We start from the raw sequence: 18,660 nt of genomic DNA on the forward strand, positions 1-18,660 counted from the left end.
GAATCTTGGCAGGCTCCGGCGCCGTGAACTTTCGACTCCTGGCGTCTGCTGTAGATGCCCTGAGCGGGGAGTCTTGGTCGCTTTGGTGGCCTGCGGGTTGATACATATCGTCGGTACTTGTGTAGTTATACCGACATTATGTACCATCCTCGCATGGAGCAAAAGAGCACCCAGCGGTCTGTGCTGGATCTGGCCAAGCGACGAGGCATCGTACGCTCTCGCGACCTTGTGCCGGCGAACGCGCCGCGAGCAACGCTCTCAAGACTGGTCCACGCAGGCAAGCTCATCAAGGTTGGCCGAGGGCTATACGCGCTTCCGGACTACCAGCAGTCGGAACACCAGCAGCTCGCGGAGATTGCCGTTCGTGCGCCCAACGGCGTCTTCTGCCTGCTGACAGCGCTGAACTTTCATCGCCTGACCACCCAATCGCCCCACGAACTATGGCTGGCGATCTCTAACAAAGCCCGCGCTCCGAAGGTCGATTACCCCCCGCTCAGAGTGGTCCGATTCTCCGGTGCCGCGCTGACGGAAGGCATCGAAGAACATGCCGTCGATGGCGTCATCGTCCGGGTCTATTCCGTCGCGAAAACGGTTGCGGACTGCTTCAAGTACCGGAACAAGATCGGACTCGATGTTGCGCTCGAAGCGCTGCGTGAATGCCGCCGCGAGCGGCGCGCGACTAGCGACGAGCAGTGGCAGTACGCCAAGCTCTGCCGTGTGTCGAATGTGATGCGTCCGTACCTGGAAAGCATCGAATCATGACGCCCAAAGCCAACCTTGGCGCCTCGGTTCGTGCGCGGCTTCTGAATCGTGCCAAAGCTCAGAATGCCGAGTTCAATCTAGTCCTGACGCGCTTTGCATTGGAGCGCCTGCTGTACCGCCTGAGCGTTTCCGGGTACCGCGAGCAGTTCCTGCTGAAGGGTGCTTTGCTGTTCGATCTGTGGTTCGATGAGCCCCACCGTCCGACGCGCGACGTGGACTTTCTGGGCTCCGGACCGGCGGACATTTCGTCGCTGGAGAACGTCTTTCGCGAAGTCGTCACCATCCCCGTCGAGGATGGGATCGTGTTCGATCCATTCACCGTCAGGGCGGCCGAAATTCGCAAAGAAGCGAACTACGCTGGCATCCGAGTGACCCTAATCGGCACCCTTTCAGGCGCGAGGATTCCGGTACAAGCAGACATCGGCTTTGGTGATGCCGTGACCCCAGATCCGGAGGACACGGAGTACCCGGTGATGCTGGATGAACTGCCGGCACCGAGACTCCGGACGTATCCGCGTGCCACTGTGATTGCCGAGAAGTTCGAGGCCATTACGTCCCTGGGCATGGGCAACAGCCGCATGAAAGACTTCTTCGATCTGTGGGTCCTGTCACGGCATTCGGAGCCGCCACTCGGCGAGCTTCGGCAGGCTTTGCAGGCCACTTTCAAGCGCAGGGGAACGCAGCTTGCGGGCACCCTTCCGGTCGGCCTGTCAGACGAGTTTCCCGCCAGCAAAGAGAAGCAGATTCAGTGGCGCGCCTTCGTATCCCGCAACAGCCTGAATGCCCCGACGCTGGATGAAATCGTCCTGCATCTGCGCGAGTTCTGGCAGCTAATCTGGGCCGAAAGCTAGGCTGTGGACCGGCCACCAGGCGTGCCGATGCGCTCACCCGACGCACAGGCCTGACGAGTCTGAAGACCTTCGTTTCCGTGTTCGCCATACGGATGCCGCAACCGCTGCGCGCCTTGATGGGTAGGCATCTACTACCCTGAATCATTGCGGAGAAGTCGCACCTTCCGCCGGTGAAGCAGGCGCCGATTCGCTCGCGTTCTGCCGCTTCTGGAGGGTTTCCAAGGTTGCCTTGCGCATCGCCTTGTAGCGTTCCATGCGCTGCTCATCGGAAAGTTTCGGGTGCAGTGCCCGGTAGCACTCACGGGTCAACTGCATGTTCTCAAGCAGCGCGATCTGAAGCTGCCGGGCGATGCGATCAAGGCCCGCCGAAAGCTCGGCTACGGCGGTACTCCCTCCTGCGTTATCACGCGAGGCGTCCAGCCCGAGCCTGATCAACTGCTTGACCGTCTGGGTGTCGTTCAACCCCCATCGGTGCGCCTGGACGCGGACCTGGCGAGCCGTGTTCTCGTCGAGGTGGAGGTGCATTCTTAGGTACTTTGGCGGCGTATTCCTGGTGGTCATCGGGGCCTCGGTTGGCTTGTGGATCGACATATGCAAGCCATTGAGGCATAAGGGATGCTGGCAGGTGGTACCAAAAAGTACACCTGCCGATAATTTTCGCAGGAACAAGGGAATGGGCGCTGGCGGGGAGCCAACACACCGTTGCGTCAGGTGTGATGCTTTCATCCCTCCGCAGCCAGCGGAGGGCTTGCATCATCGACACCAGCACGAGTGTTTACGTTCTTGTGGGGTCACCGTATACAAGACGATGCGCGGGAGAATCTAATGGCCGTTGTTGCATATCGAGGCGGAACGAGCATCACCGATGAAGTTCAGCTCAAGGCCTACCTAGCCTCGCTGCTTCGTTTGGAGAACGTCGGAGTCTTGCTTGGCGCGGGGGCCTCGTGCTCAGCGGGCGGAAAGACGATGCAGCAGCTTTGGATCGACTTCTTGAGCGAGTCGCCAGATGATGCGAAGTGGTTGCTTGATCAAGGCTTCATTTCTGCTGCCGCACATGCCGCTGATCTGCTAGATAGTGAAGGTCACGCACATCGGTGGGCATGAGGAAGGCTGCTTTCGAATCCCCTACTATTCTCTGGGGCGTCTAGGGTTGCAGCGCCTTCTGCTGCCAAGCGACAAAACCCAACGTCCAGCGCTTACCTTCGCTCTCGATCACCTTAACAAGGTTAAGTGGTTTCCTGGCTCTGGTGGTGTTGGTCTGCAGGCAGACACTCAAGCGTCGCTTTTTGACGACTGTCGGTCTGATCGAGTCACGCAGGCTCAACAGATCATCAACGATCTTCGATCGAATACACCTCCGATAGCAGCAGAGTGGCCGCCGATGCGAGCGCTAGGAGCCTTGGTGGCCGACAGCCACGCGATCGCTCCAGGAAGGGGCGGATACGAGAGAAACGCCTTCAACTACGGCAATGTGGCGCCGCTGATCACGCGAATCTCACGTTTCGTCGAAGACGCCATGTTTTGCGACGTCATCGACGTCGATGGTGGAGCGGGATGCGGCGGACCACTCGATTGGCGAAGAGAGGCCAGTGCGGTTGGCGGCGTACGTGCGCTCGGACGTGAATTGAACTGGAGCGTCGGCGCGATGGGCCGAGTGAAGTCCGGGAAGGAGAAGATGTCGCCGTACCGAGCAGCTCAGATCAGCGAGTACCTTGGCTTTTATCCGCGACTTGGCGCTTTCCTTGCGCTTAAAGCCGGCGCCAAAAGCGAAGCTGAGAGTGACTACTGGGAGGCACTCTTCCAAAATGACCTGATGCAGTTCGAGCTACTGAACCTGTCGAGAATCGTTCGGCACGCGGAGACGAAGGCGAACTCAGCAGGCGCAGACGCCGAAAAGTACAAACGAGCTGCGAAAGAGGCGCGACAGGCCATAGCTGAGGCGGTAGCAGCCGGGGCGAAGCTGCCACCGGCTATGGACGGCAACTACTGAACGCTGTAGGCAGAGAATTGGCGCGCCCGGAGGGACTCGAACCCCCGGCCGATCGCTTAGAAGGCGATTGCTCTATCCAGCTGAGCTACGGGCGCGTAGCCCTACAGTTTAGTCCAGCAGTGTCGCTACGTCCTCCGCACGGAGGTGGGTATAACGCTGCAGCATTGAAAGGGTCTTGTGCCCCGTTACCTTGGCGAGCGCCATGGTGTTGCCGTTGAGCTTCTTCGCGATCCTGGAGGTGCCTTCATGGCGAAGGTCATGCAGCCGCAGGTCGTGAAGGCCGAGCCGATCAATCACGCGGTTGAACGCTTGCGTGTAGCTGCCGGGCTTCATTCCAAAGATCAGCTCTTCGTGGTCCCCGTCACGCCTTGGGAGTGATTGCAACACAGCGGTGGCTCTGGCCGAGAGAGGGGCGTCGCGAGGATCACCGTTCTTCGTGTCGCGACACCGGGCAATCCTCCGCTCGAAGTTGATGTCCTTCCACCTCAGATTGCAGACTTCGGCGCGGCGCATCGTCGTTTCGACGGAGAACTCGATTGCGGCGGCCAGCTTCGGCGATTTCGAGCTGCGGGCGCCCGCCAGGATGCGTTCGAACTCGTCACCCTCGGTCCTTCGCTCCCGCCCCTTACTTTGCGGGGGTAGGCGGACATGCTGGACCGGGTCACCGCCTGGAAGCACTAGCCCCCATTCGCGAAGAGCGTGTCGGATCGCCGCTCGAATCAGCGCAAGGTCGTGCCGGACCGTCTGACCAGAGATCTGTCGCGTGGTCTTGCCCTTTGGACCACCCAGCCGCACCGTACTTTTCAGCCGCAGGTCGCGGAACTGCGCAAGATGTTCGGGAGATACCGAAATCAAAGGTAGCTTGGCAATGTCGTGCTTGAGGACCCGCCGTGCTCGATTCTGGAGGTCGCGGGCCGACTTTTTCGTCGGAGCCACTTCAGTTGAGTACCTTTCAAGGAGCTGGCCAAGAGTTGTGTTCTCGGCCATCGCCGTGCCTCGCCAAGCACCTCGCTCGATGTCCCGCTCCGTCTCGCGAGCCCAGGTCATAGCGTGGTTCTTCACGTCGAACGACTGGTACAGTCGCGGTGCGCCTCGCTTGGTTACGGTCACGTCGTAGCGGACCTTTCCTGAGGGAAGCACGCGCTTACGGATGGAGGCCATAGGTCGATACTCGCTGCGGATGGAGTGCGTATAGAGAGTTTCGCACTTCAAGAAAACACAACGTTATCATATAGAAGCGCCTGATAGGCCAGCAGCCTTCTAAGTTGCGGGTCGGGGGTTCGATTCCCTCCAGGCGCACCACTCTTTGTTCTGCTTGATCTGCTTGGTTTTTTCGAGAGGTCGCGCAGAACAAAAATGCCAACTCGGGGGCGGCGGCGTGCGAGGAGCGGAAGCATAGAAGCCGCCGCTGTCGGGCCTGAACCGCCCCGGGAATCTCGGAGGCTCCCTCACTTGAGAGAATGGAGCCATGACCAGAGCATCGAAGTATTCCCCGGAAGTGCAGGAGCGCGCGGTCCGGATGGTGGCGGAGCACGCGGCGCAGCACACCTCGCAGTGGGCGGCGATCGAATCGATTGCCGCCAAGATTGGTTGTACGGCCGAGACGCTGCGGCGCTGGGTGCGCCAGGGCGAGCGTGACGCCGGCGTGCGGCCCGGCCTGACCACGGCCGAGGGCGAGCGCATCAAGGCGCTGGAGCGCGAGAATCGCGAGCTGCGCCAAGCCAACGAAATCCTGCGCAAGGCGTCAGCGTATTTTGCGCAGGCGGAGCTCGACCGCCCGTTCAAACGATGAAGGCGTTCATCGACGAGCATCGCTCGGTCCACGGGGTCGAGCCGATCTGCAAGGTGCTGCCGATTGCCCCGTCGACGTACTACGCCCATGCGGCTCGCGAGGCCGACCCACAGCGCCGTTCTACGAGGGACCAGCGAGATCGAGCGCTGGTGCCGGAGATCGAACGGGTCTGGAACGAAAACTTCCAGGTCTACGGCGTGCGCAAGGTGTGGCGGCAACTGCGGCGCGAAGGCTTTGATCTGGCCCGCTGCACGGTGGCGCGCCTGATGAAGCGCCTGGGCTTGCGTGGCGTCATCCGCGGCAAGTCGGTGCGCACGACGGTGAGTGATGCCAACGCACCTTGCCCGCTGGATCATGTCCGTCGTCACTTCAAGGCGGATCGGCCGAACAAGCTGTGGGTCTCGGACTTCACCTACGTGTCGACCTGGCAGGGCTTCGTCTACGTCGCCTTCGTCATCGACGTCTTCGCCCGGCGCATCGTCGGCTGGCGGGCTTCGTCCTCGGCGCGGACCGACCTGGTGCTCGACGCGCTGGAGCAGGCGCTGCATGAGCGCAAACCGGTCGGCCCGGATCGGCTGGTGCATCACAGCGACAGAGGTGTCCAGTACGTGTCGATCCGCTACACCGAGCGTCTTGCCGACGCGGGTCTCGAACCTTCCGTGGGCAGTGTGGGCGATTCCTACGACAACGCGCTGGCCGAGACCATCAACGGCTTGTACAAGGCCGAGGTGATTCACCGGCGGCCTTCCTGGCAACGCCGCGAAGACGTCGAGTGGGCCACGCTGCAGTGGGTGGACTGGTACAACAATCGCCGACTGATGGAACCGCTTGGCGACATCCCACCCGCCGAAGCAGAAGCTGCCTACTATTCACAAATCCCGAGTCTCGCCCTCGCGGCGTGACTCACAACAACGAGCCTCCGGGAAAACCGGGGCGGTTCAGGCCAGTAACTTGCCGCTCGCTGTGGGCTGGTCAGTTATCGGTACAGATCGCTGACCACGCCCCCGTTATCGGACCAGTATCGGTTGCGAAGCCCGAAGATTCGGATCGCACGACATCCTTGCGCTCCTTATCGCTCAAGCAAGCGCGACACGACGAGATCTGCGGCCTGTTCCGCGCTCATCGCGGTGGTGTCGATGTGAATCTCCGGTGACTCGGGTGTCTCGTAAGGCGAATCGATGCCGGTGAAGTTCGGCAACTGGCCGGTGCGTGCCTTCTTGTAGAGACCCTTCACGTCGCGCTTCTCGGCCTCGGCCAGCGGGGTGTCGACATGGATCTCGATGAATTCGCCCTCCGGCAGCATGCCGCGCACCAGCTCGCGCTCCGCGCGGAACGGCGAGATAAAGGCCGTGAGCACGATCAGCCCGGCGTCGGTCATCAGCTTGGCCACCTCGCCGATACGGCGGATATTCTCGATGCGGTCCGCCTGCGTGAAGCCCAGATCCTTGTTCAGACCGTGGCGGATGTTGTCGCCGTCGAGCAGGAAGGTGTGCTTGCCGAGGTGTGCCAGCTTCTTCTCGACCAGGTTGGCGATGGTGGACTTGCCGGAGCCGCTCAGGCCGGTGAACCACAGCACCGCCGGCTTCTGCTGCTTGAGTTCGGCACGAGACTCCCGGGTGACGTCCAGCGCCTGCCAGTGCACGTTCTGGGCACGGCGCAGGGAGAAGTTCAGCATGCCGGCGGCGACGGTGGCGTTGCTGAACTTGTCGATCAGGATGAAACCGCCGAGCGTGTGATTGTCGGCGTAGGGCTCGAAGGGGATCGCACGCTCGGTGGTGAGCTTGGCCACGCCGATGGCATTGAGCTCCAGGGTCTTGGCGGCGAGGTGTTCGAGGGTGTTGACGTTGATCTGGTACTCGGGCGGCTGCACGCGCGCCGTCACGGTCTGGGTGCCGATCTTGAGCCAGTACGGCCGGCCGGGCACCAGCGCCTCGTCGCTCATCCACACCAGGGTGGACTCGAACTGGTCGGCGACCTGCGTCGGTTGTTCGGCCTGGGTGATCACGTCGCCGCGCGAGCAGTCGATCTCGTCGGCCAGGCACAGGGTGATGGACTGCCCGGCCACGGCCTGCTCCAGATCGCCGTCGAAGGTCGCGATGCGGCTGACCGTACTGGTCTTGCCGCTGGGCAGCACGCGGATGGCATCGCCGGGTTTGATCGAGCCGCTGGCGATCAGGCCGGAGAAGCCGCGGAAGTCCAGGTTCGGGCGATTGACCCACTGCACGGGCAAGCGGAAGGGCTTGGCCTGGTCCAGCGTGGTGTCCAGCTCCACCGTCTCCAGGTGCGCCATCAGCGGCGCACCGGTGTACCAGGGCATGTTCGGCGAGTTGGCCGTGATGTTGTCGCCCTTGAAGCCGGAGATCGGCATGGGCGTGAAGTCCGTAATGCCGATGCTCTTGGCGAAGCTGCGGTAGTCCTCAACGATCTGTTCGTACTTGGCCCGGTCGTAGCCGATCAGGTCCATCTTGTTCACGGCCAGCACCAGATTGCGAATGCCGATCAGGTGCGCGAGGTAGCTGTGTCTCCGGGTCTGGGTGAGAACCCCCTTTCTGGCATCGATCAGGATGATCGCCAGGTCCGCGGTGGAGGCCCCGGTGACCATGTTGCGGGTGTACTGCTCGTGGCCGGGGGTGTCGGCGACGATGAACTTGCGCTTTTCCGTGGAGAAGAACCGGTAGGCCACATCAATGGTGATGCCCTGCTCGCGCTCGGCGGCCAGACCATCGACCAGCAGCGCGAAGTCGATCTCCTGGCCCTGGGTACCGACCTTCTTGGAGTCGGCCTCCAGCGCGGCGAGCTGGTCCTCGAAGATCATCTTGGAGTCGTACAGCAGCCGGCCGATCAGGGTGGACTTGCCGTCGTCCACCGAGCCGCAGGTGATGAAGCGCAGCAGGCTCTTGTGCTGGTGACGGACGAGATAGGCGTCGATGTCTTTCGCGATCAGCTCGTCGGTGACGTAGATCGGGTCCGGGGTCGTCGTTGAAGTGTTCATTTAGAAATACCCCTCCTGCTTTTTCTTCTCCATGCTCGCGCTGCCGGCATCCCTGTCGATGGCTCTGCCCTGGCGCTCCGAGGTCGTCGTGAGCAGCATTTCCTGGATGACGCGCGGCAAGGTGTCGGCGGTGCTCTCGACGGCACCGGTCAGGGGGTAGCAGCCCAGGGTGCGGAAGCGGATCGAGCGCATCACGGGCGTCTCACCCGGGTTCAGGCGGAAGCGTTCGTCGTCGACCATCAGGATCAACCCATCACGCTCCACCGTGGGCCGCTTTGCGGCCATGTACAGCGGCACGATGGGGATGTTCTCCAGGTGGATGTACTGCCAGATGTCGAGCTCGGTCCAGTTGGAGATCGGGAACACGCGGATCGACTCGCCCTTGGCCTTCCTGGCGTTGTAGAGGTTCCACAGCTCGGGCCGCTGGTTCTTGCCGTCCCAGCGATGGCTGGCGGAGCGGAACGAGAAGATGCGTTCCTTGGCGCGGGATTTTTCCTCGTCACGCCGGGCGCCGCCGAAGGCCACGTCGAACTTGTGCAGGTCCAGCGCCTGCTTGAGCCCCTCGGTCTTCCACAGGTCGGTGTGCAGGGAGCCGTGGTCGAAGGGGTTGATGCCCTTGGCCTTGGCCTCGGGGTTCTGGTAGACGAGCAACTCCATGCCCGACTCGCGCGCCATCTGGTCGCGCAGCGCGTACATGGCCTGGAACTTCCAGGTGGTGTCCACGTGCAGCAGCGGGAACGGCGGCGGCGCCGGATAGAACGCCTTGCGCGCCAGATGCAGCATCACGGCGCTGTCCTTGCCCACCGAGTACAGCATCGCCGGCTTCTCAGCGTCGGCAATCACCTCGCGCAGGATGTGAATCGATTCGGCTTCGAGGCGTTGAAGGTGGGTGAGGGTCTGACTGGAACCAGCTGAGGATTGAGCTTGTGTCACGGCGATCTCGAATGGACGGCAAGTACGAGGCGAAGGGTGAGCGTTTCAAGCGGCTGCGAATACCGATTTCGTTCGCGTTCGATATTTGAATTCGTTCACCAACTCCTTAGTTAATGCAGCTGGATGACTTGCCCGGCGTCCACGCTCAGCACGGCACCATTGATGAATGACGAGGCGTCGCTCGCCAGCAACAGAAGCGCGCCGTCGAGTTCATCAACGCGCCCTAAGCGCTTCATCGGATGTCGCTCGATGTCGGCCTTGCCGGCATCGGTCTCGAAATAGGCTTCCACCATGTCGGTCAGGAAATAGCCAGGCGCGATCGCATTGCAGCGGATGCCCTTGTCGAACATGTCGCGTGCCATCGAACGGGTGAAGTGGTTCGCCGCGGCCTTGAGGCTGCCGTAGACCGGCACGCCGAGCATCACCTGCTCGGCGATGATTGAGGTGATGTTCACGATCGTTCCCGGCTTACCCGCGGCAATCAGACGCCGCGAGAAGCTGCGGGACGTGCGCATGATCCCGGAGAAGTTGACGTTGATCAGGTTCTGCCAGCGATCATCCTCGACGTCGGGAAACAGGCCAAAGTCCACCTGGGCTGCGGCATTGATCAGGACGTTGATCGGACCGACGGATTTCTCCGCCTTGTCGAAAAGCTGCTCGACGCTCTTCGAATCACCGACATCGACGCTCAGCGCGATCGCCTTGCCGCCCACCGATTTGATCTTGCCAACCGTCTCTTCAAGCTTGTCCACGCGCCGCGCCGCGCACACGACCGTGGCACCGACATCTGCGAGTACCTGCGCGAACCGCGCACCCATGCCGCTGCCGGCACCGGTGACCAGCACTGTCTTGCCCCGCATGGAAAACAGCTTCTCGATATTCGACATGGTCATTCCTCCTGTTGGTTTGATTTATTCGCGTCCCAGCCGCGCGGTGGACCACGCGCGATTCCGCAGCACTGTCTGACGTTCCTCGGCACTGACCGTCGCGGTCGATGCCGGCAGCGCGGATTTCAGCTCGCTGAGCTTCACGCGACGGATGGTCGGAACTGGGATCGAGTCGGGCTCGTAGTACCGCATCGAGATCAGGCCCTTCTCGTGGCCACCCGGATCGAGCCAGTTCGCAACGCCCGGATCCTCGTGGGCGATGACGGCGCGGAGGATTCCTTTGTCTGGGCCGTCCTCGTCGATCCGCGCCTGGTGTCCATTCAGCGAGGTCTGGCGCAGGTGATAGTCGCGGGCCTCCCAGAAGTGGCTACAGAGCTGCAGGCTCCAGTAGTAGGACTTCGGCAGCTTCACTTCGAGGATCAGCGCTTCGTCCTTGGCGCACTGGTAGACGCCCTTGCCGTAGCGGATCGACTTCCAGCCGAAGTCGATGGCCTCGAAATCCATCGAGTTCGGCGCCGCTGCGTAGTAGGTATTGACGACTTGCTGGAAGCGCACCGGCGCCTGGCGTAGCCAGTCGCAGAGCAGTTCGAGCTGATGCGCAACGGAATCCTGCGTCAGCGGCGGCGGCGGATACTTTGCGTTCTGATTGACGATGCTCAGGCGGGCGGGTTGCTCGGTGTTCCAGTCGTAGTAGTACTGGCGGAAGATGATGTTGCCGTAGCCCTCGGTAAGCTGAACCCAGTTCTTGGCGCCCGCCGGCCGCTCGCGCGACAGGTAGATATCGACATGATTGCCCACGTCGACCTGCACCTCGGTCAGACGATCGTGCAGCTTCCAGCGATTCACATGCGCGAAATGATCTTCGCGGGTCTCGATGTCGAACACCCGCGCCGTTCCGCGATCGCCGCTGATCCGGTAGACGTTGTCGCTGTGTACCGCCGCCCACTGGTAGTGACAGTCGGTCGCCGGTAGGCCCCACTGGATGCGGGTGGAGAGCAGGTGGAAGAACTGCGGATAGTGCGGATCCGACAGCTCCATCGACATCGGGATCGCGCCGGCGATCAGATGGGTCAGATACCGAGCGCCCTCGGCGCGTGTGAGGTCATCGGTGATCAGCGGATCGTTCCAGACCAGCTGTTCCAGCTCCTGCATCACCTTGGCCACCTCGCGCCAGATGGCGGGCTGAGCGAAGCCGAGATGGGCGAGCTTCATATCGTTAGCCATGTGCGGCCTCCTTTTTCGATTTGTCAGTGCGGGGGATGAAGCGCTGCCGATACGCGGCGAATCGCGCGTCGATGCGCTCAGGGGTGTAGTCGTAGTCCGCCGCCGAGTAGGTGTAGCTGCCGAAGTGGTGATCCGGGCGGCGGGCTTCGTACTCGCGGAACGCGGCCACGGCTTCGGGCGTCAGGGTGCGACCTGCGAGTGCGTAGATGCGTTCGATGGAACCGATCACGTCGTTGACCACTTCCTCGAACTGCAAGTCGAGAATGCGGCCGGGCGGCAGCGTTTCGCGGAATTGCATGTAGCGATCCACGGAACGTCCCCAGTAGTCGAGCATCTCGGTGCCCAGCAGCTTGCGGTCGCAGTGGTCGCTATGGATCAGGCGTGCCTCCTGGATCAGGGCCGCAATGGACGGCAGGATCTTCTGGATGTCGCGGTGGCAGTGCACCAGCACGGCGTCCGGAAAGATTTCCAGCAGCGTGTCCACGGACCCGGTATGGCAGGGCGACTTCATGATCCACGGGCGACCGCGACCGCCCCCGTCCTGCCATTGCAGGTACTGCATCTGGGCGTGCAGGTGCCGGTACATCGGGCGCTGGTCGCACTGCATGATGTGGCGGTAGTAATTGGGACAGCGCGCGAACAGCCAAGAGACGATGCACTCGAAGGAGCCCTGCATCAGGTGCAGTTCCTCGTCCGGCTCCAGCGCCTCGGTCGGATGCCGCGCCATCCAGCCTGGAAACTGCGTGGTGAGCAGTTGCTCGACGGCGAGCGCCGCATCGATGCGACCCTTGGGGTTGCCGGGCTCCTCTCCCGGGAACGGGGCCGGGTTGATCTGGCGCCAGTAGTCCAGGCGCTGCACCTCTGGATCGGCCGACATCACCCGCTGCAGCTTGGTGGTCCCGGTGCGCGGCAGGCCCAGGATCACGATCGGCTTGACGATCTTCTCCTGGAGGATCTCTGGGTGCTGCTTGATGTCCCGCACGTAACGCAGGCGGTTCACCAGCAGGTTGATGATGCCGCCGTAGACCATCTGCGCGCCGATCGCGTTGAGCTGCGCATGGACGGGCAGATCTTCGACCAGCTTGGACAGGCCGATCAGGAAATGCCGATCACCGAAGTCATCGAGGCCGGTCGCCGCGCTCGCGGCCGCGAGCAATCCGGGTACGGTCGTCGGAAGCGTTCCGGCCGCCATCGTCTCTGTCATGGTTCTTCCTCCTCTGTGGCCGTTCCTGATGAGCGGCGCAGCAGAAGTCTCCACGGGTGGTATGGTTGCCTACTATCATTTCCGTTCAGCCCGGCGCCGTTCAGAATCGTTCAGAGCGCAGCGCCACCGGGTGGTTGAAGCGGCACACGGAGCGAAGACTCCGTCCGCGGTGGAGGAACACAGCAATGGCAAACGAAGCGGTACTCAGCGGCGTCGAGGCCTACGCGAACGCCTGTCATACGACGCCGCAGCTCGAGCGCCGGGGCCGGTCCCGCGACGGTGTGGGTCTGTACGGCTGGCAAATGCCCACCACGCGGGAAGTCCATATCCCCGAGACGCAGGAGCTGACGCTGTCTGTGCACCTCGGCGGCGCGCGCCGGGTTCGCGTGTACACCGAGTCCGGTCTGAGTCAGACGTTCTCGCGCCCCGGCGACATCACGCTCATCCCGCGCGGGCAGTCCATCCATTACCGCACTGACGGCCGGGTCGATTTCGCCACGGTGCATTTCCCGGCGCAGTCGGCGTGCGTTGCGCGCGACCGCATTGGCACCGGGTTGCTGAACCTGCCGCATTGTCTGTTTGCCCTGCGCGACGAGTACGTCGTGGCGACGGTGCAGACCCTGATACGCGCAAAAAGCACCTCATCGCCGGATGACCAGCGCTACTTCGCCAAGCTCCTCGATTCCCTGACCTGGCATCTGGCGCGCGTCGTCGAGGACGGCAACGCTGAAACGGTACGCCTGCCGGCTTTGATCGCAGCGCCTTCGTCGGTGACCGCGGGTGCCAATTTCGACGCCGTGATCGCGTGGATCGACGCGAACCTCGCAGAGAAAATGACCCTCGATGAACTGGCCGATCGTGCCGGCATCGGGCGTACCACGTTCGCGCAGCAATTCGCTCGCCGATTCGGCTGCCCCCCGCATCGCTACATCATGATCCGGCGCATGGAAAAGGCGCGCGCCATGTTGCATGAGGGCCGCCTGCGCGTGACCGACATCGCCTACGAGCTCGGCTTCAGCAGCCAGTCGCATTTCTCGACGGCCTATAAGGCAATCAACGGCGAAACGCCCCGCGAAGTGATCGCCCGCATCGAAGGCTAACTTTTGAGCGGATCCCACGCCCCCGAGGCGATGAAGTTGGGGTTCGCAAAGTCGCTGTCGTGCGCCTGCTCACGCTTTCCATATCCGAGCGGCTGACCATCCAGGGTGATGACGGAGCCGCCCGCCGCGCGCAGGACCGCATCGGCTGCGGCCGTGTCCCATTCCATGGTGCGCGCGAGCCGCGGATACAGATCCGCCTGGCCGCACGCGACTCGGCAGAATTTCAGCGATGAGCCTGCCGACACGAATTCTGCGCATTGAAAGCGCTCGATGAAGGCACTGGTTTCCGGCGTCAGGTGCGAGCGGCTGGCGATGACGCTCACCGCGGACCGATCCGCCGCGCGTGCCCGGATCGGCTGCCAGGCTCCAACGACGCCAGCCTCAACGCTCGCTTTGCGCGCGCCGTGGCCCACGATCCCGACATACAGCTCGCCGATCGCGGGCGCGTAGACCACGCCGACTACGGGCTGACCTTTCTCGATCAATCCGATGTTGACGGTGAAGTCGCCGTTACGACTCAGGAATTCCTTGGTGCCATCGAGTGGATCCACCAGGTAAAACGGCTGGCCCCGTGTTTCGGGTGTCCGTCCAGCGGCCACGGCTTCTTCCGCGACAACGGGAATGCCCGGCGAGACCTTGGCGAGCCCGGCCAGGATGATGTCCTCCGCACGTGCATCGGCGTCGGTGACCGGCGAGCCGTCTCCCTTGATCCTGGCGCTGTGCTCATCGACGCGCGCGTACACCTCGAGAATCGCCCGGCCGGCGGCCAGGGCGATTTCAACCAAGGGCTCGATCAATTCGCTGCGCGCAGAAGCGGAGCTCATGCCTTGGTGACGCGTGGCGTGATCGGCACGCACAGGCTCCCGGTGACGCCCTTGAAATCGAGCGTCGGGGTAATGTCCACGGCGCCAGAGTCGATTCCATTGCGCAGCGCCGCCGCGAACGTCTCCAATTCCTCGGTCGTCTTGGCTTCAATTTCGTAGATCGCGACGTACGCGTGTTGATCTGCATTGACGCCGGGTAGCACGGTTACGCCCTTCTCGATGCGGTAGCGCGTCGCCGACACCACGCCCGGCACGCGGGCCACATCCTGAATGTGTTTCTCGGAGTACCAGCGGTTGAACTCCGCGTCGGTCTCCGGCGAAGTGGAATCGGACAGCACCAGAAATAGGGATCGGACCACGGGGTTTCTCCTGTTGCTTGAGCGCTGAGGACCAGCGCCCGCTGATTGTCGGCATTGGCTGCGCAGGTCGCGACGCCTGATTCTAAGCGCCTGCCACCGGCCACCCTCGAGGATTGTCATGCGGGTCCGGGTCGCGGCCTATCAGTTTCGTTCGCTGCGTGACGTTTCAAATCGTTCAAGTGGCGGGTCTCGGCGCTTACCCGGACAATCGGCCGATGTCCGCCCTCAACTCACTGCTTCCGATTGCCCTGGCCATCATCATGCTCGGGCTCGGCCTGTCGCTCACGGCGGCTGATTTCCGGCGCGTGCTCGAACAGCCACGCAGTGTGGTGGTGGCCCTGGTCTGCCAGGTCCTGCTGTTGCCCGCGGTCTGCTTCGGTCTGGCCATCGGGTTCGGATTGATTCCCGAACTCGCGGTGGGCCTGATGTTGCTCGCGGCCTCGCCGGGCGGGTCCATCGCCAACATCTTTTCCCACCTGTCCAACGGCGATGTGGCGCTGAATATCACGCTGACCGCCGTGAATTCCTTGCTGTCCCTGCTCACCCTGCCGATCGTGGTGAATCTCTCGCTGGCGTATTTCATGGGCGAGGGTCGCGATGTACCGCTGCAGCCAGCGAAGATTCTTCAGGTCTTCGCGCTCGTTCTGATCCCGGTGATCGTCGGAATGGTGGTTCGCCGACACTGGCCAGCGGTCGCAGCGCGGATGGATCGCCCCGTTCGCCTGTTATCGGTACTGGTTCTGGCGTTGATGTTTGCGCTGGTGTTCGTCTCGGCACGCGAGGCCTTGACGACCCATCTCACGACCGTCGGCGTGGTCGTCCTGATCTTCAATGTCTTGAGTCTGGTGGTGGGGTACACCATTTCGAGGGTGGCGAAACTGGGCAAGCCGCAGGCCATCGCGATTGCGTTCGAGGTGGGCATCCACAACGCCGCTCTCGCGATTACCATCGCGCTGTCGCCGTTCCTGCTTGCCAATCCCACGATGGCGATTCCACCGATGATTTACGGGCTCACCATGGTCGTGACCGCGGTTGGATTTGGCTTACTGGTAAACCGCACGAGCCGTCCAGCGTGACCAACACGATTCAATGCGTGGCTTTAGTCGCATCGGTCAATCGCCGCTGGCCGCTTTGCGGAATCGAATCCCGGAGTCCGGACGGCGTTTTTGGGCTAATCACGGCCGTCGAGCTGGCGTCTTTGGAATTCGTCGCGGCTGACCGCCTCTCGGAATTTTCGCAGCCGTCACGACACCCCCGAATCAACCAATGATTGGCGGCGGCGTGGCGGAAGCGACGCGATCAGCTGCGGCGAGTTTCAGTCGAAAAGAGCAATTAGGCGGCCACAGCTCGGTAACGATGATCCCGGATGATCTATTGTTTATACGACATAAACAAATAGTTATATTCTTGTCGTCAATTTGACAACGGCGCTCCAGGAGTTCGCGCTTTTGCCCTTCCCGGCGCGCTACTTTTTTCTCTCCGCTTCGCCGAGATATTCCGGCGAATTGCACGGGTCACCGAAAGAAGAAGCACACCGACAAGACTTTCCGAGTTCACTCGCCGCTTCGTCGGCGCGATACCGCGTCACCGCTGGACGATTACCACCGGCCGGCAACCTGGCCGCCGTCCACGTTGAGGGTGACGCCGGTGACGTGCCGGGCGGTCTCGAGATACAGGACGGCCTCCACCACATCGCGGATCTCGCCGAGTCGCCCCAGGGGCTGCAGTGTCTCCAGAAATCCGTAGGCCTCCGGCGGCAACATCGGTGTCTTGACGATGCCCGGCGCCACCGCATTGACACGGACGCCGGACTTCGCAAATTCCACGGCCAGGGAGCGGGTCACGGCATCGAGCCCGCCCTTGGAAAGTGCGGCCATCGCCGCCGGCACCTGGGCAATGGCCTGGTCGACCAGCGTCGTGGTGATCTGGACGACGTGCCCGGTGCCCTGCTCGACCATCCGGCCGATGGCCAGCTGGGTCAGGTGAAAGAATCCGGACACGTTGGTCGCGAACGCTCGCTCGAAGTCCTCCTGCGAGTATTCGAGGAAGGGTTTGCCGATGAAAACGCCGGCGTTGTTGACCACCGTATCGATCCGGCCGTAGCGGTCGATTGCGGTCGCGACGATCGCCTGGGCGACCTCGCGTTGCGAGATATCTCCGGCGACGGTTGCGACGTCGTCCTGTCCGGACGGCTTGATGTTGCGGGAGTTCGCCACCACCGCGTAACCGAGCCGGCGAAAGCCCGCAACGAGGCCGGCACCGATCCCTTGCGATGCGCCGGTCACCACCACCACTTTGCGGGTGTCGCTCATGTCCTGCTCCTTGCCATGCATTCCTGGCGAGCGGCCTGGGGCCGCGCGGTTTGTGCGGCATTACCCGCGGGGCTGCTCGGCTTAGGCATCGGCGGCGGCCATCGGGTCGTAGTCCGGTCCGGCCAGTAGTTCGTGCAGCTGGCGGCGCCGCACGCCCATGTTTCCGCCGTCGAACAGTGGCAATACCAGGGCGTCCTGCAGCAGTCCGGCCAGCGGCAGCTCGTGGTCATAGCTATCGATGCCGACGACGCTCATCAGCGCAGTGATGACGCGGACCGCACTCTCGGAACCCAGAATCTTCGAGTGCACGGCCATCTCCGGTGCGCCCGGCGCTTGCGCGTCCATCGCATGGCAGGCTTTCCAGCCCAGGTAGCGCGCCGCTTCGATGGCGGTCTTGGCATCGGCCATCGCATAGCCGACCGCCTGATGCTCGATGATCGGCCGTGCACCGCCACGCCGCTGGGTCCGGGCGAATTCGAGGGCGAAGCCGAAAGCTGCACGCATCAGCCCCACTCCCATCAGGCCGACCAGCGCCGCGGTGGCGCCGAAGCTCGCATCGACGATGGCCTTGCCCTGGCCCGGCGCGCCAATGAGGTGATCCAGCGGTACCCGCACCTGGGCGAGCCGGAAGCGCGGGACGAGATGGGCGCGGTGCCCGAGGGTCTCGGGCGCGCGAATCAGCGTGAGCCCGCGTTCCGGTCTGGGCACGGCGATCACCGAGATGCCCCGCTCCGGCGGAGCGTCGCTATCGGTCCGGCACACCACGCAGAGCAGGTCCGCGCCGCCGGCGTCCCAACCGGTGGCGCTGGAGATCCATTGCTTGGTGCCGTCGAGCACCCAGGTGTTGCCGTCACGGCGCGCCGTGGTGCGCACGCCTTCTGCCGGTGCCGGCGCGGCGTAGTTGGCGCTGCCGCCGGGCTCGCTGCTCGCGAACGCCGCCAGTGGGGCGCCGACGCCGGCCAGGAACGGCGCCACGAAGCGCGCGTGCTGGTCGGCGCTGCCGGCCAGGAACAGTGGCATCAAGCCCAGAAGGTTGGCGAACAGCGTCAGCGAGACGTTGACGTCGACCGCGTAGAACTCCTCGGCCACGATCGCCATATCGATGTAACCCGCACCCTCGCCACCAAACGGCTGCGGAATGAGTCGGCGCAGGAATCCCGCGCCGATGGCCTGTTCGTAGAACGGCCGCGTGGCGGCGAAGCGTTCGGTCGCCGTCGGCAGGTTGCGCGAGGCGTCGCGAACTCCGGAGAGGACGTCGTTGGCGAAGCAACGCGCCGAATCCCGAAGGCGCCGTTGTGGGTCCGACAGCGTGAAGTCGATAGGCATCGCGGGTCTCCAGAGCGGGCATGGCAGTTTGTCCGCAGCCCGTGCGGCGGACTTGTGCTTTTGTGCACGAACCCTTGCGCTTTCGCGCCCCGGATGCGGCAATG

18 protein-coding genes, 2 tRNA genes and 1 other annotated feature are annotated in these 18,660 nt (G+C 62.9%); of the genes, 8 read left to right on the forward strand and 12 right to left on the reverse strand.

All coding sequences use genetic code 11. From position 1 onward, the window contains the following. The first annotated feature begins 153 nt into the window (after positions 1 to 153). Together ACOOHP_RS21010 and ACOOHP_RS21015 are read left to right on the forward strand one after the other, a co-directional pair. Complete coding sequence (locus ACOOHP_RS21010) at positions 154 to 762, forward strand: type IV toxin-antitoxin system AbiEi family antitoxin domain-containing protein (protein WP_420468423.1); 609 nt, start codon at positions 154 to 156, stop codon at positions 760 to 762. Beyond that, the gene (locus ACOOHP_RS21015; protein ID WP_420468424.1) at positions 759 to 1,613 is read left to right on the forward strand and encodes a nucleotidyl transferase AbiEii/AbiGii toxin family protein; all 855 of its coding nucleotides are present in this window, start codon (positions 759 to 761) and stop codon (positions 1,611 to 1,613) included. The genes ACOOHP_RS21010 and ACOOHP_RS21015 overlap by 4 nt, the downstream gene beginning before the upstream one ends. 141 nt (positions 1,614 to 1,754) lie before the next feature. Here the strand turns inward: ACOOHP_RS21015 and ACOOHP_RS21020 are convergent, their stop codons facing one another. Then, on the reverse strand, positions 1,755 to 2,174 hold the full coding sequence (locus ACOOHP_RS21020; protein WP_420468425.1) for a hypothetical protein: 420 nt from the start codon (positions 2,172 to 2,174) through the stop codon (positions 1,755 to 1,757). A 264-nt stretch (positions 2,175 to 2,438) separates the two neighbouring features. Here ACOOHP_RS21020 and ACOOHP_RS21025 point away from each other — a divergent pair, with 264 nt between their 5' ends. Both ACOOHP_RS21025 and ACOOHP_RS21030 read left to right on the forward strand, forming a co-directional pair. Then, positions 2,439 to 2,717 carry a hypothetical protein gene (locus ACOOHP_RS21025; RefSeq protein ID WP_420468426.1) on the forward strand — a complete coding sequence of 93 codons (279 nt, stop codon included), beginning with the start codon at positions 2,439 to 2,441 and terminating at the stop codon, positions 2,715 to 2,717. Between the two features lie 298 nt (positions 2,718 to 3,015). Further along, positions 3,016 to 3,603: a hypothetical protein gene (locus tag ACOOHP_RS21030; RefSeq protein WP_420468427.1), complete on the forward strand. Its 588-nt coding sequence runs from the start codon at positions 3,016 to 3,018 to the stop codon at positions 3,601 to 3,603. Between the two features lie 18 nt (positions 3,604 to 3,621). On the opposite strand, the gene ACOOHP_RS21035 is transcribed toward ACOOHP_RS21030, so the two are convergent. Further along, positions 3,622 to 3,698, reverse strand: a tRNA-Arg gene (locus ACOOHP_RS21035). 13 nt (positions 3,699 to 3,711) lie between these two features. Further along, a complete protein-coding gene (locus ACOOHP_RS21040; protein WP_420468428.1) occupies positions 3,712 to 4,764 on the reverse strand; it encodes a site-specific integrase in 1,053 nt (350 codons plus the stop codon). A 76-nt stretch (positions 4,765 to 4,840) separates the two neighbouring features. Between ACOOHP_RS21040 and ACOOHP_RS21045 the strand changes: the two genes are divergently transcribed. Both ACOOHP_RS21045 and ACOOHP_RS21050 read left to right on the forward strand, forming a co-directional pair. Next, positions 4,841 to 4,905 (forward strand) — tRNA-OTHER (locus tag ACOOHP_RS21045). Between the two features lie 166 nt (positions 4,906 to 5,071). Beyond that, positions 5,072 to 6,297, forward strand: a protein-coding gene (locus ACOOHP_RS21050) for an IS3 family transposase (protein WP_420464642.1) whose coding sequence is annotated in 2 segments (ribosomal slippage) — positions 5,072 to 5,357 and positions 5,357 to 6,297 — 1,227 coding nt in all. Because the reading frame shifts where the segments join, the coding sequence is not laid out codon by codon here. Then, positions 5,350 to 5,466: a sequence feature (AL1L pseudoknot), on the forward strand. (Overlaps the previous gene by 117 nt.) 167 nt (positions 6,298 to 6,464) lie before the next feature. On the opposite strand, the gene cysN is transcribed toward ACOOHP_RS21050, so the two are convergent. The 5 genes from cysN to ACOOHP_RS21075 form a co-directional block, all read right to left on the reverse strand. Continuing rightward, positions 6,465 to 8,387: a sulfate adenylyltransferase subunit CysN gene (gene cysN / locus ACOOHP_RS21055; RefSeq protein ID WP_420468429.1), complete on the reverse strand. Its 1,923-nt coding sequence runs from the start codon at positions 8,385 to 8,387 to the stop codon at positions 6,465 to 6,467. After that, positions 8,388 to 9,326 carry a sulfate adenylyltransferase subunit CysD gene (gene cysD, locus ACOOHP_RS21060; RefSeq protein WP_420468766.1) on the reverse strand — a complete coding sequence of 313 codons (939 nt, stop codon included), beginning with the start codon at positions 9,324 to 9,326 and terminating at the stop codon, positions 8,388 to 8,390. A gap of 104 nt (positions 9,327 to 9,430) precedes the next feature. After that, positions 9,431 to 10,207 (reverse strand): SDR family NAD(P)-dependent oxidoreductase, encoded by a 777-nt coding sequence (locus tag ACOOHP_RS21065; protein WP_420468430.1) that lies wholly within the window; start codon positions 10,205 to 10,207, stop codon positions 9,431 to 9,433. 24 nt (positions 10,208 to 10,231) lie between these two features. Beyond that, positions 10,232 to 11,431, reverse strand: a complete 1,200-nt coding sequence (locus ACOOHP_RS21070) for a DUF1214 domain-containing protein (RefSeq protein ID WP_420468431.1) — start codon at positions 11,429 to 11,431, stop codon at positions 10,232 to 10,234. Next, the gene (locus ACOOHP_RS21075) at positions 11,424 to 12,635 is read right to left on the reverse strand and encodes a sulfotransferase family protein (protein WP_420468432.1); all 1,212 of its coding nucleotides are present in this window, start codon (positions 12,633 to 12,635) and stop codon (positions 11,424 to 11,426) included. The genes ACOOHP_RS21070 and ACOOHP_RS21075 overlap by 8 nt, the downstream gene beginning before the upstream one ends. A 185-nt stretch (positions 12,636 to 12,820) precedes the next feature. On the opposite strand from ACOOHP_RS21075, the gene ACOOHP_RS21080 reads away from it, so the two are divergent. Next, on the forward strand, positions 12,821 to 13,735 hold the full coding sequence (locus ACOOHP_RS21080) for a helix-turn-helix domain-containing protein (protein ID WP_420468433.1): 915 nt from the start codon (positions 12,821 to 12,823) through the stop codon (positions 13,733 to 13,735). On the opposite strand, the gene cysQ is transcribed toward ACOOHP_RS21080, so the two are convergent. Together cysQ and ACOOHP_RS21090 are read right to left on the reverse strand one after the other, a co-directional pair. Beyond that, positions 13,732 to 14,559 carry a 3'(2'),5'-bisphosphate nucleotidase CysQ gene (gene cysQ / locus ACOOHP_RS21085; RefSeq protein WP_420468434.1) on the reverse strand — a complete coding sequence of 276 codons (828 nt, stop codon included), beginning with the start codon at positions 14,557 to 14,559 and terminating at the stop codon, positions 13,732 to 13,734. The genes ACOOHP_RS21080 and cysQ overlap by 4 nt on opposite strands. Next, positions 14,556 to 14,918 (reverse strand): hypothetical protein, encoded by a 363-nt coding sequence (locus tag ACOOHP_RS21090; protein WP_420468435.1) that lies wholly within the window; start codon positions 14,916 to 14,918, stop codon positions 14,556 to 14,558. The genes cysQ and ACOOHP_RS21090 overlap by 4 nt, the downstream gene beginning before the upstream one ends. Before the next feature lie 215 nt (positions 14,919 to 15,133). Here ACOOHP_RS21090 and ACOOHP_RS21095 point away from each other — a divergent pair, with 215 nt between their 5' ends. After that, positions 15,134 to 15,994 (forward strand): bile acid:sodium symporter family protein, encoded by an 861-nt coding sequence (locus ACOOHP_RS21095; protein WP_420468436.1) that lies wholly within the window; start codon positions 15,134 to 15,136, stop codon positions 15,992 to 15,994. A 522-nt stretch (positions 15,995 to 16,516) separates the two neighbouring features. On the opposite strand, the gene ACOOHP_RS21100 is transcribed toward ACOOHP_RS21095, so the two are convergent. Then, complete coding sequence (locus tag ACOOHP_RS21100; RefSeq protein ID WP_420468437.1) at positions 16,517 to 17,230, reverse strand: SDR family NAD(P)-dependent oxidoreductase; 714 nt, start codon at positions 17,228 to 17,230, stop codon at positions 16,517 to 16,519. An 81-nt stretch (positions 17,231 to 17,311) separates the two neighbouring features. Next, positions 17,312 to 18,556: an acyl-CoA dehydrogenase family protein gene (locus tag ACOOHP_RS21105; protein WP_420468438.1), complete on the reverse strand. Its 1,245-nt coding sequence runs from the start codon at positions 18,554 to 18,556 to the stop codon at positions 17,312 to 17,314. Positions 18,557 to 18,660: the final 104 nt, after the last annotated feature.

This window comes from Panacagrimonas sp., assembly GCF_965216805.1.
Lineage (GTDB): Bacteria > Pseudomonadota > Gammaproteobacteria > Nevskiales > Nevskiaceae > Panacagrimonas.

Coding starts and splice junctions, on each gene's coding strand:
- ACOOHP_RS21010 (WP_420468423.1), top strand. CDS start 154: ATGGAGCAAAAGAGCACCCAGCGGTCTGTGCTGGATCTGGCCAAGCGA.
- ACOOHP_RS21015 (WP_420468424.1), top strand. CDS start 759: ATGACGCCCAAAGCCAACCTTGGCGCCTCGGTTCGTGCGCGGCTTCTG.
- ACOOHP_RS21020 (WP_420468425.1), bottom strand. CDS start 2,174: ATGACCACCAGGAATACGCCGCCAAAGTACCTAAGAATGCACCTCCAC.
- ACOOHP_RS21025 (WP_420468426.1), top strand. CDS start 2,439: ATGGCCGTTGTTGCATATCGAGGCGGAACGAGCATCACCGATGAAGTT.
- ACOOHP_RS21040 (WP_420468428.1), bottom strand. CDS start 4,764: ATGGCCTCCATCCGTAAGCGCGTGCTTCCCTCAGGAAAGGTCCGCTAC.
- cysN (WP_420468429.1), bottom strand. CDS start 8,387: ATGAACACTTCAACGACGACCCCGGACCCGATCTACGTCACCGACGAG.
- ACOOHP_RS21065 (WP_420468430.1), bottom strand. CDS start 10,207: ATGTCGAATATCGAGAAGCTGTTTTCCATGCGGGGCAAGACAGTGCTG.
- ACOOHP_RS21070 (WP_420468431.1), bottom strand. CDS start 11,431: ATGGCTAACGATATGAAGCTCGCCCATCTCGGCTTCGCTCAGCCCGCC.
- ACOOHP_RS21075 (WP_420468432.1), bottom strand. CDS start 12,635: ATGACAGAGACGATGGCGGCCGGAACGCTTCCGACGACCGTACCCGGA.
- ACOOHP_RS21080 (WP_420468433.1), top strand. CDS start 12,821: ATGGCAAACGAAGCGGTACTCAGCGGCGTCGAGGCCTACGCGAACGCC.
- cysQ (WP_420468434.1), bottom strand. CDS start 14,559: ATGAGCTCCGCTTCTGCGCGCAGCGAATTGATCGAGCCCTTGGTTGAA.
- ACOOHP_RS21095 (WP_420468436.1), top strand. CDS start 15,134: ATGTCCGCCCTCAACTCACTGCTTCCGATTGCCCTGGCCATCATCATG.
- ACOOHP_RS21100 (WP_420468437.1), bottom strand. CDS start 17,230: ATGAGCGACACCCGCAAAGTGGTGGTGGTGACCGGCGCATCGCAAGGG.
- ACOOHP_RS21105 (WP_420468438.1), bottom strand. CDS start 18,556: ATGCCTATCGACTTCACGCTGTCGGACCCACAACGGCGCCTTCGGGAT.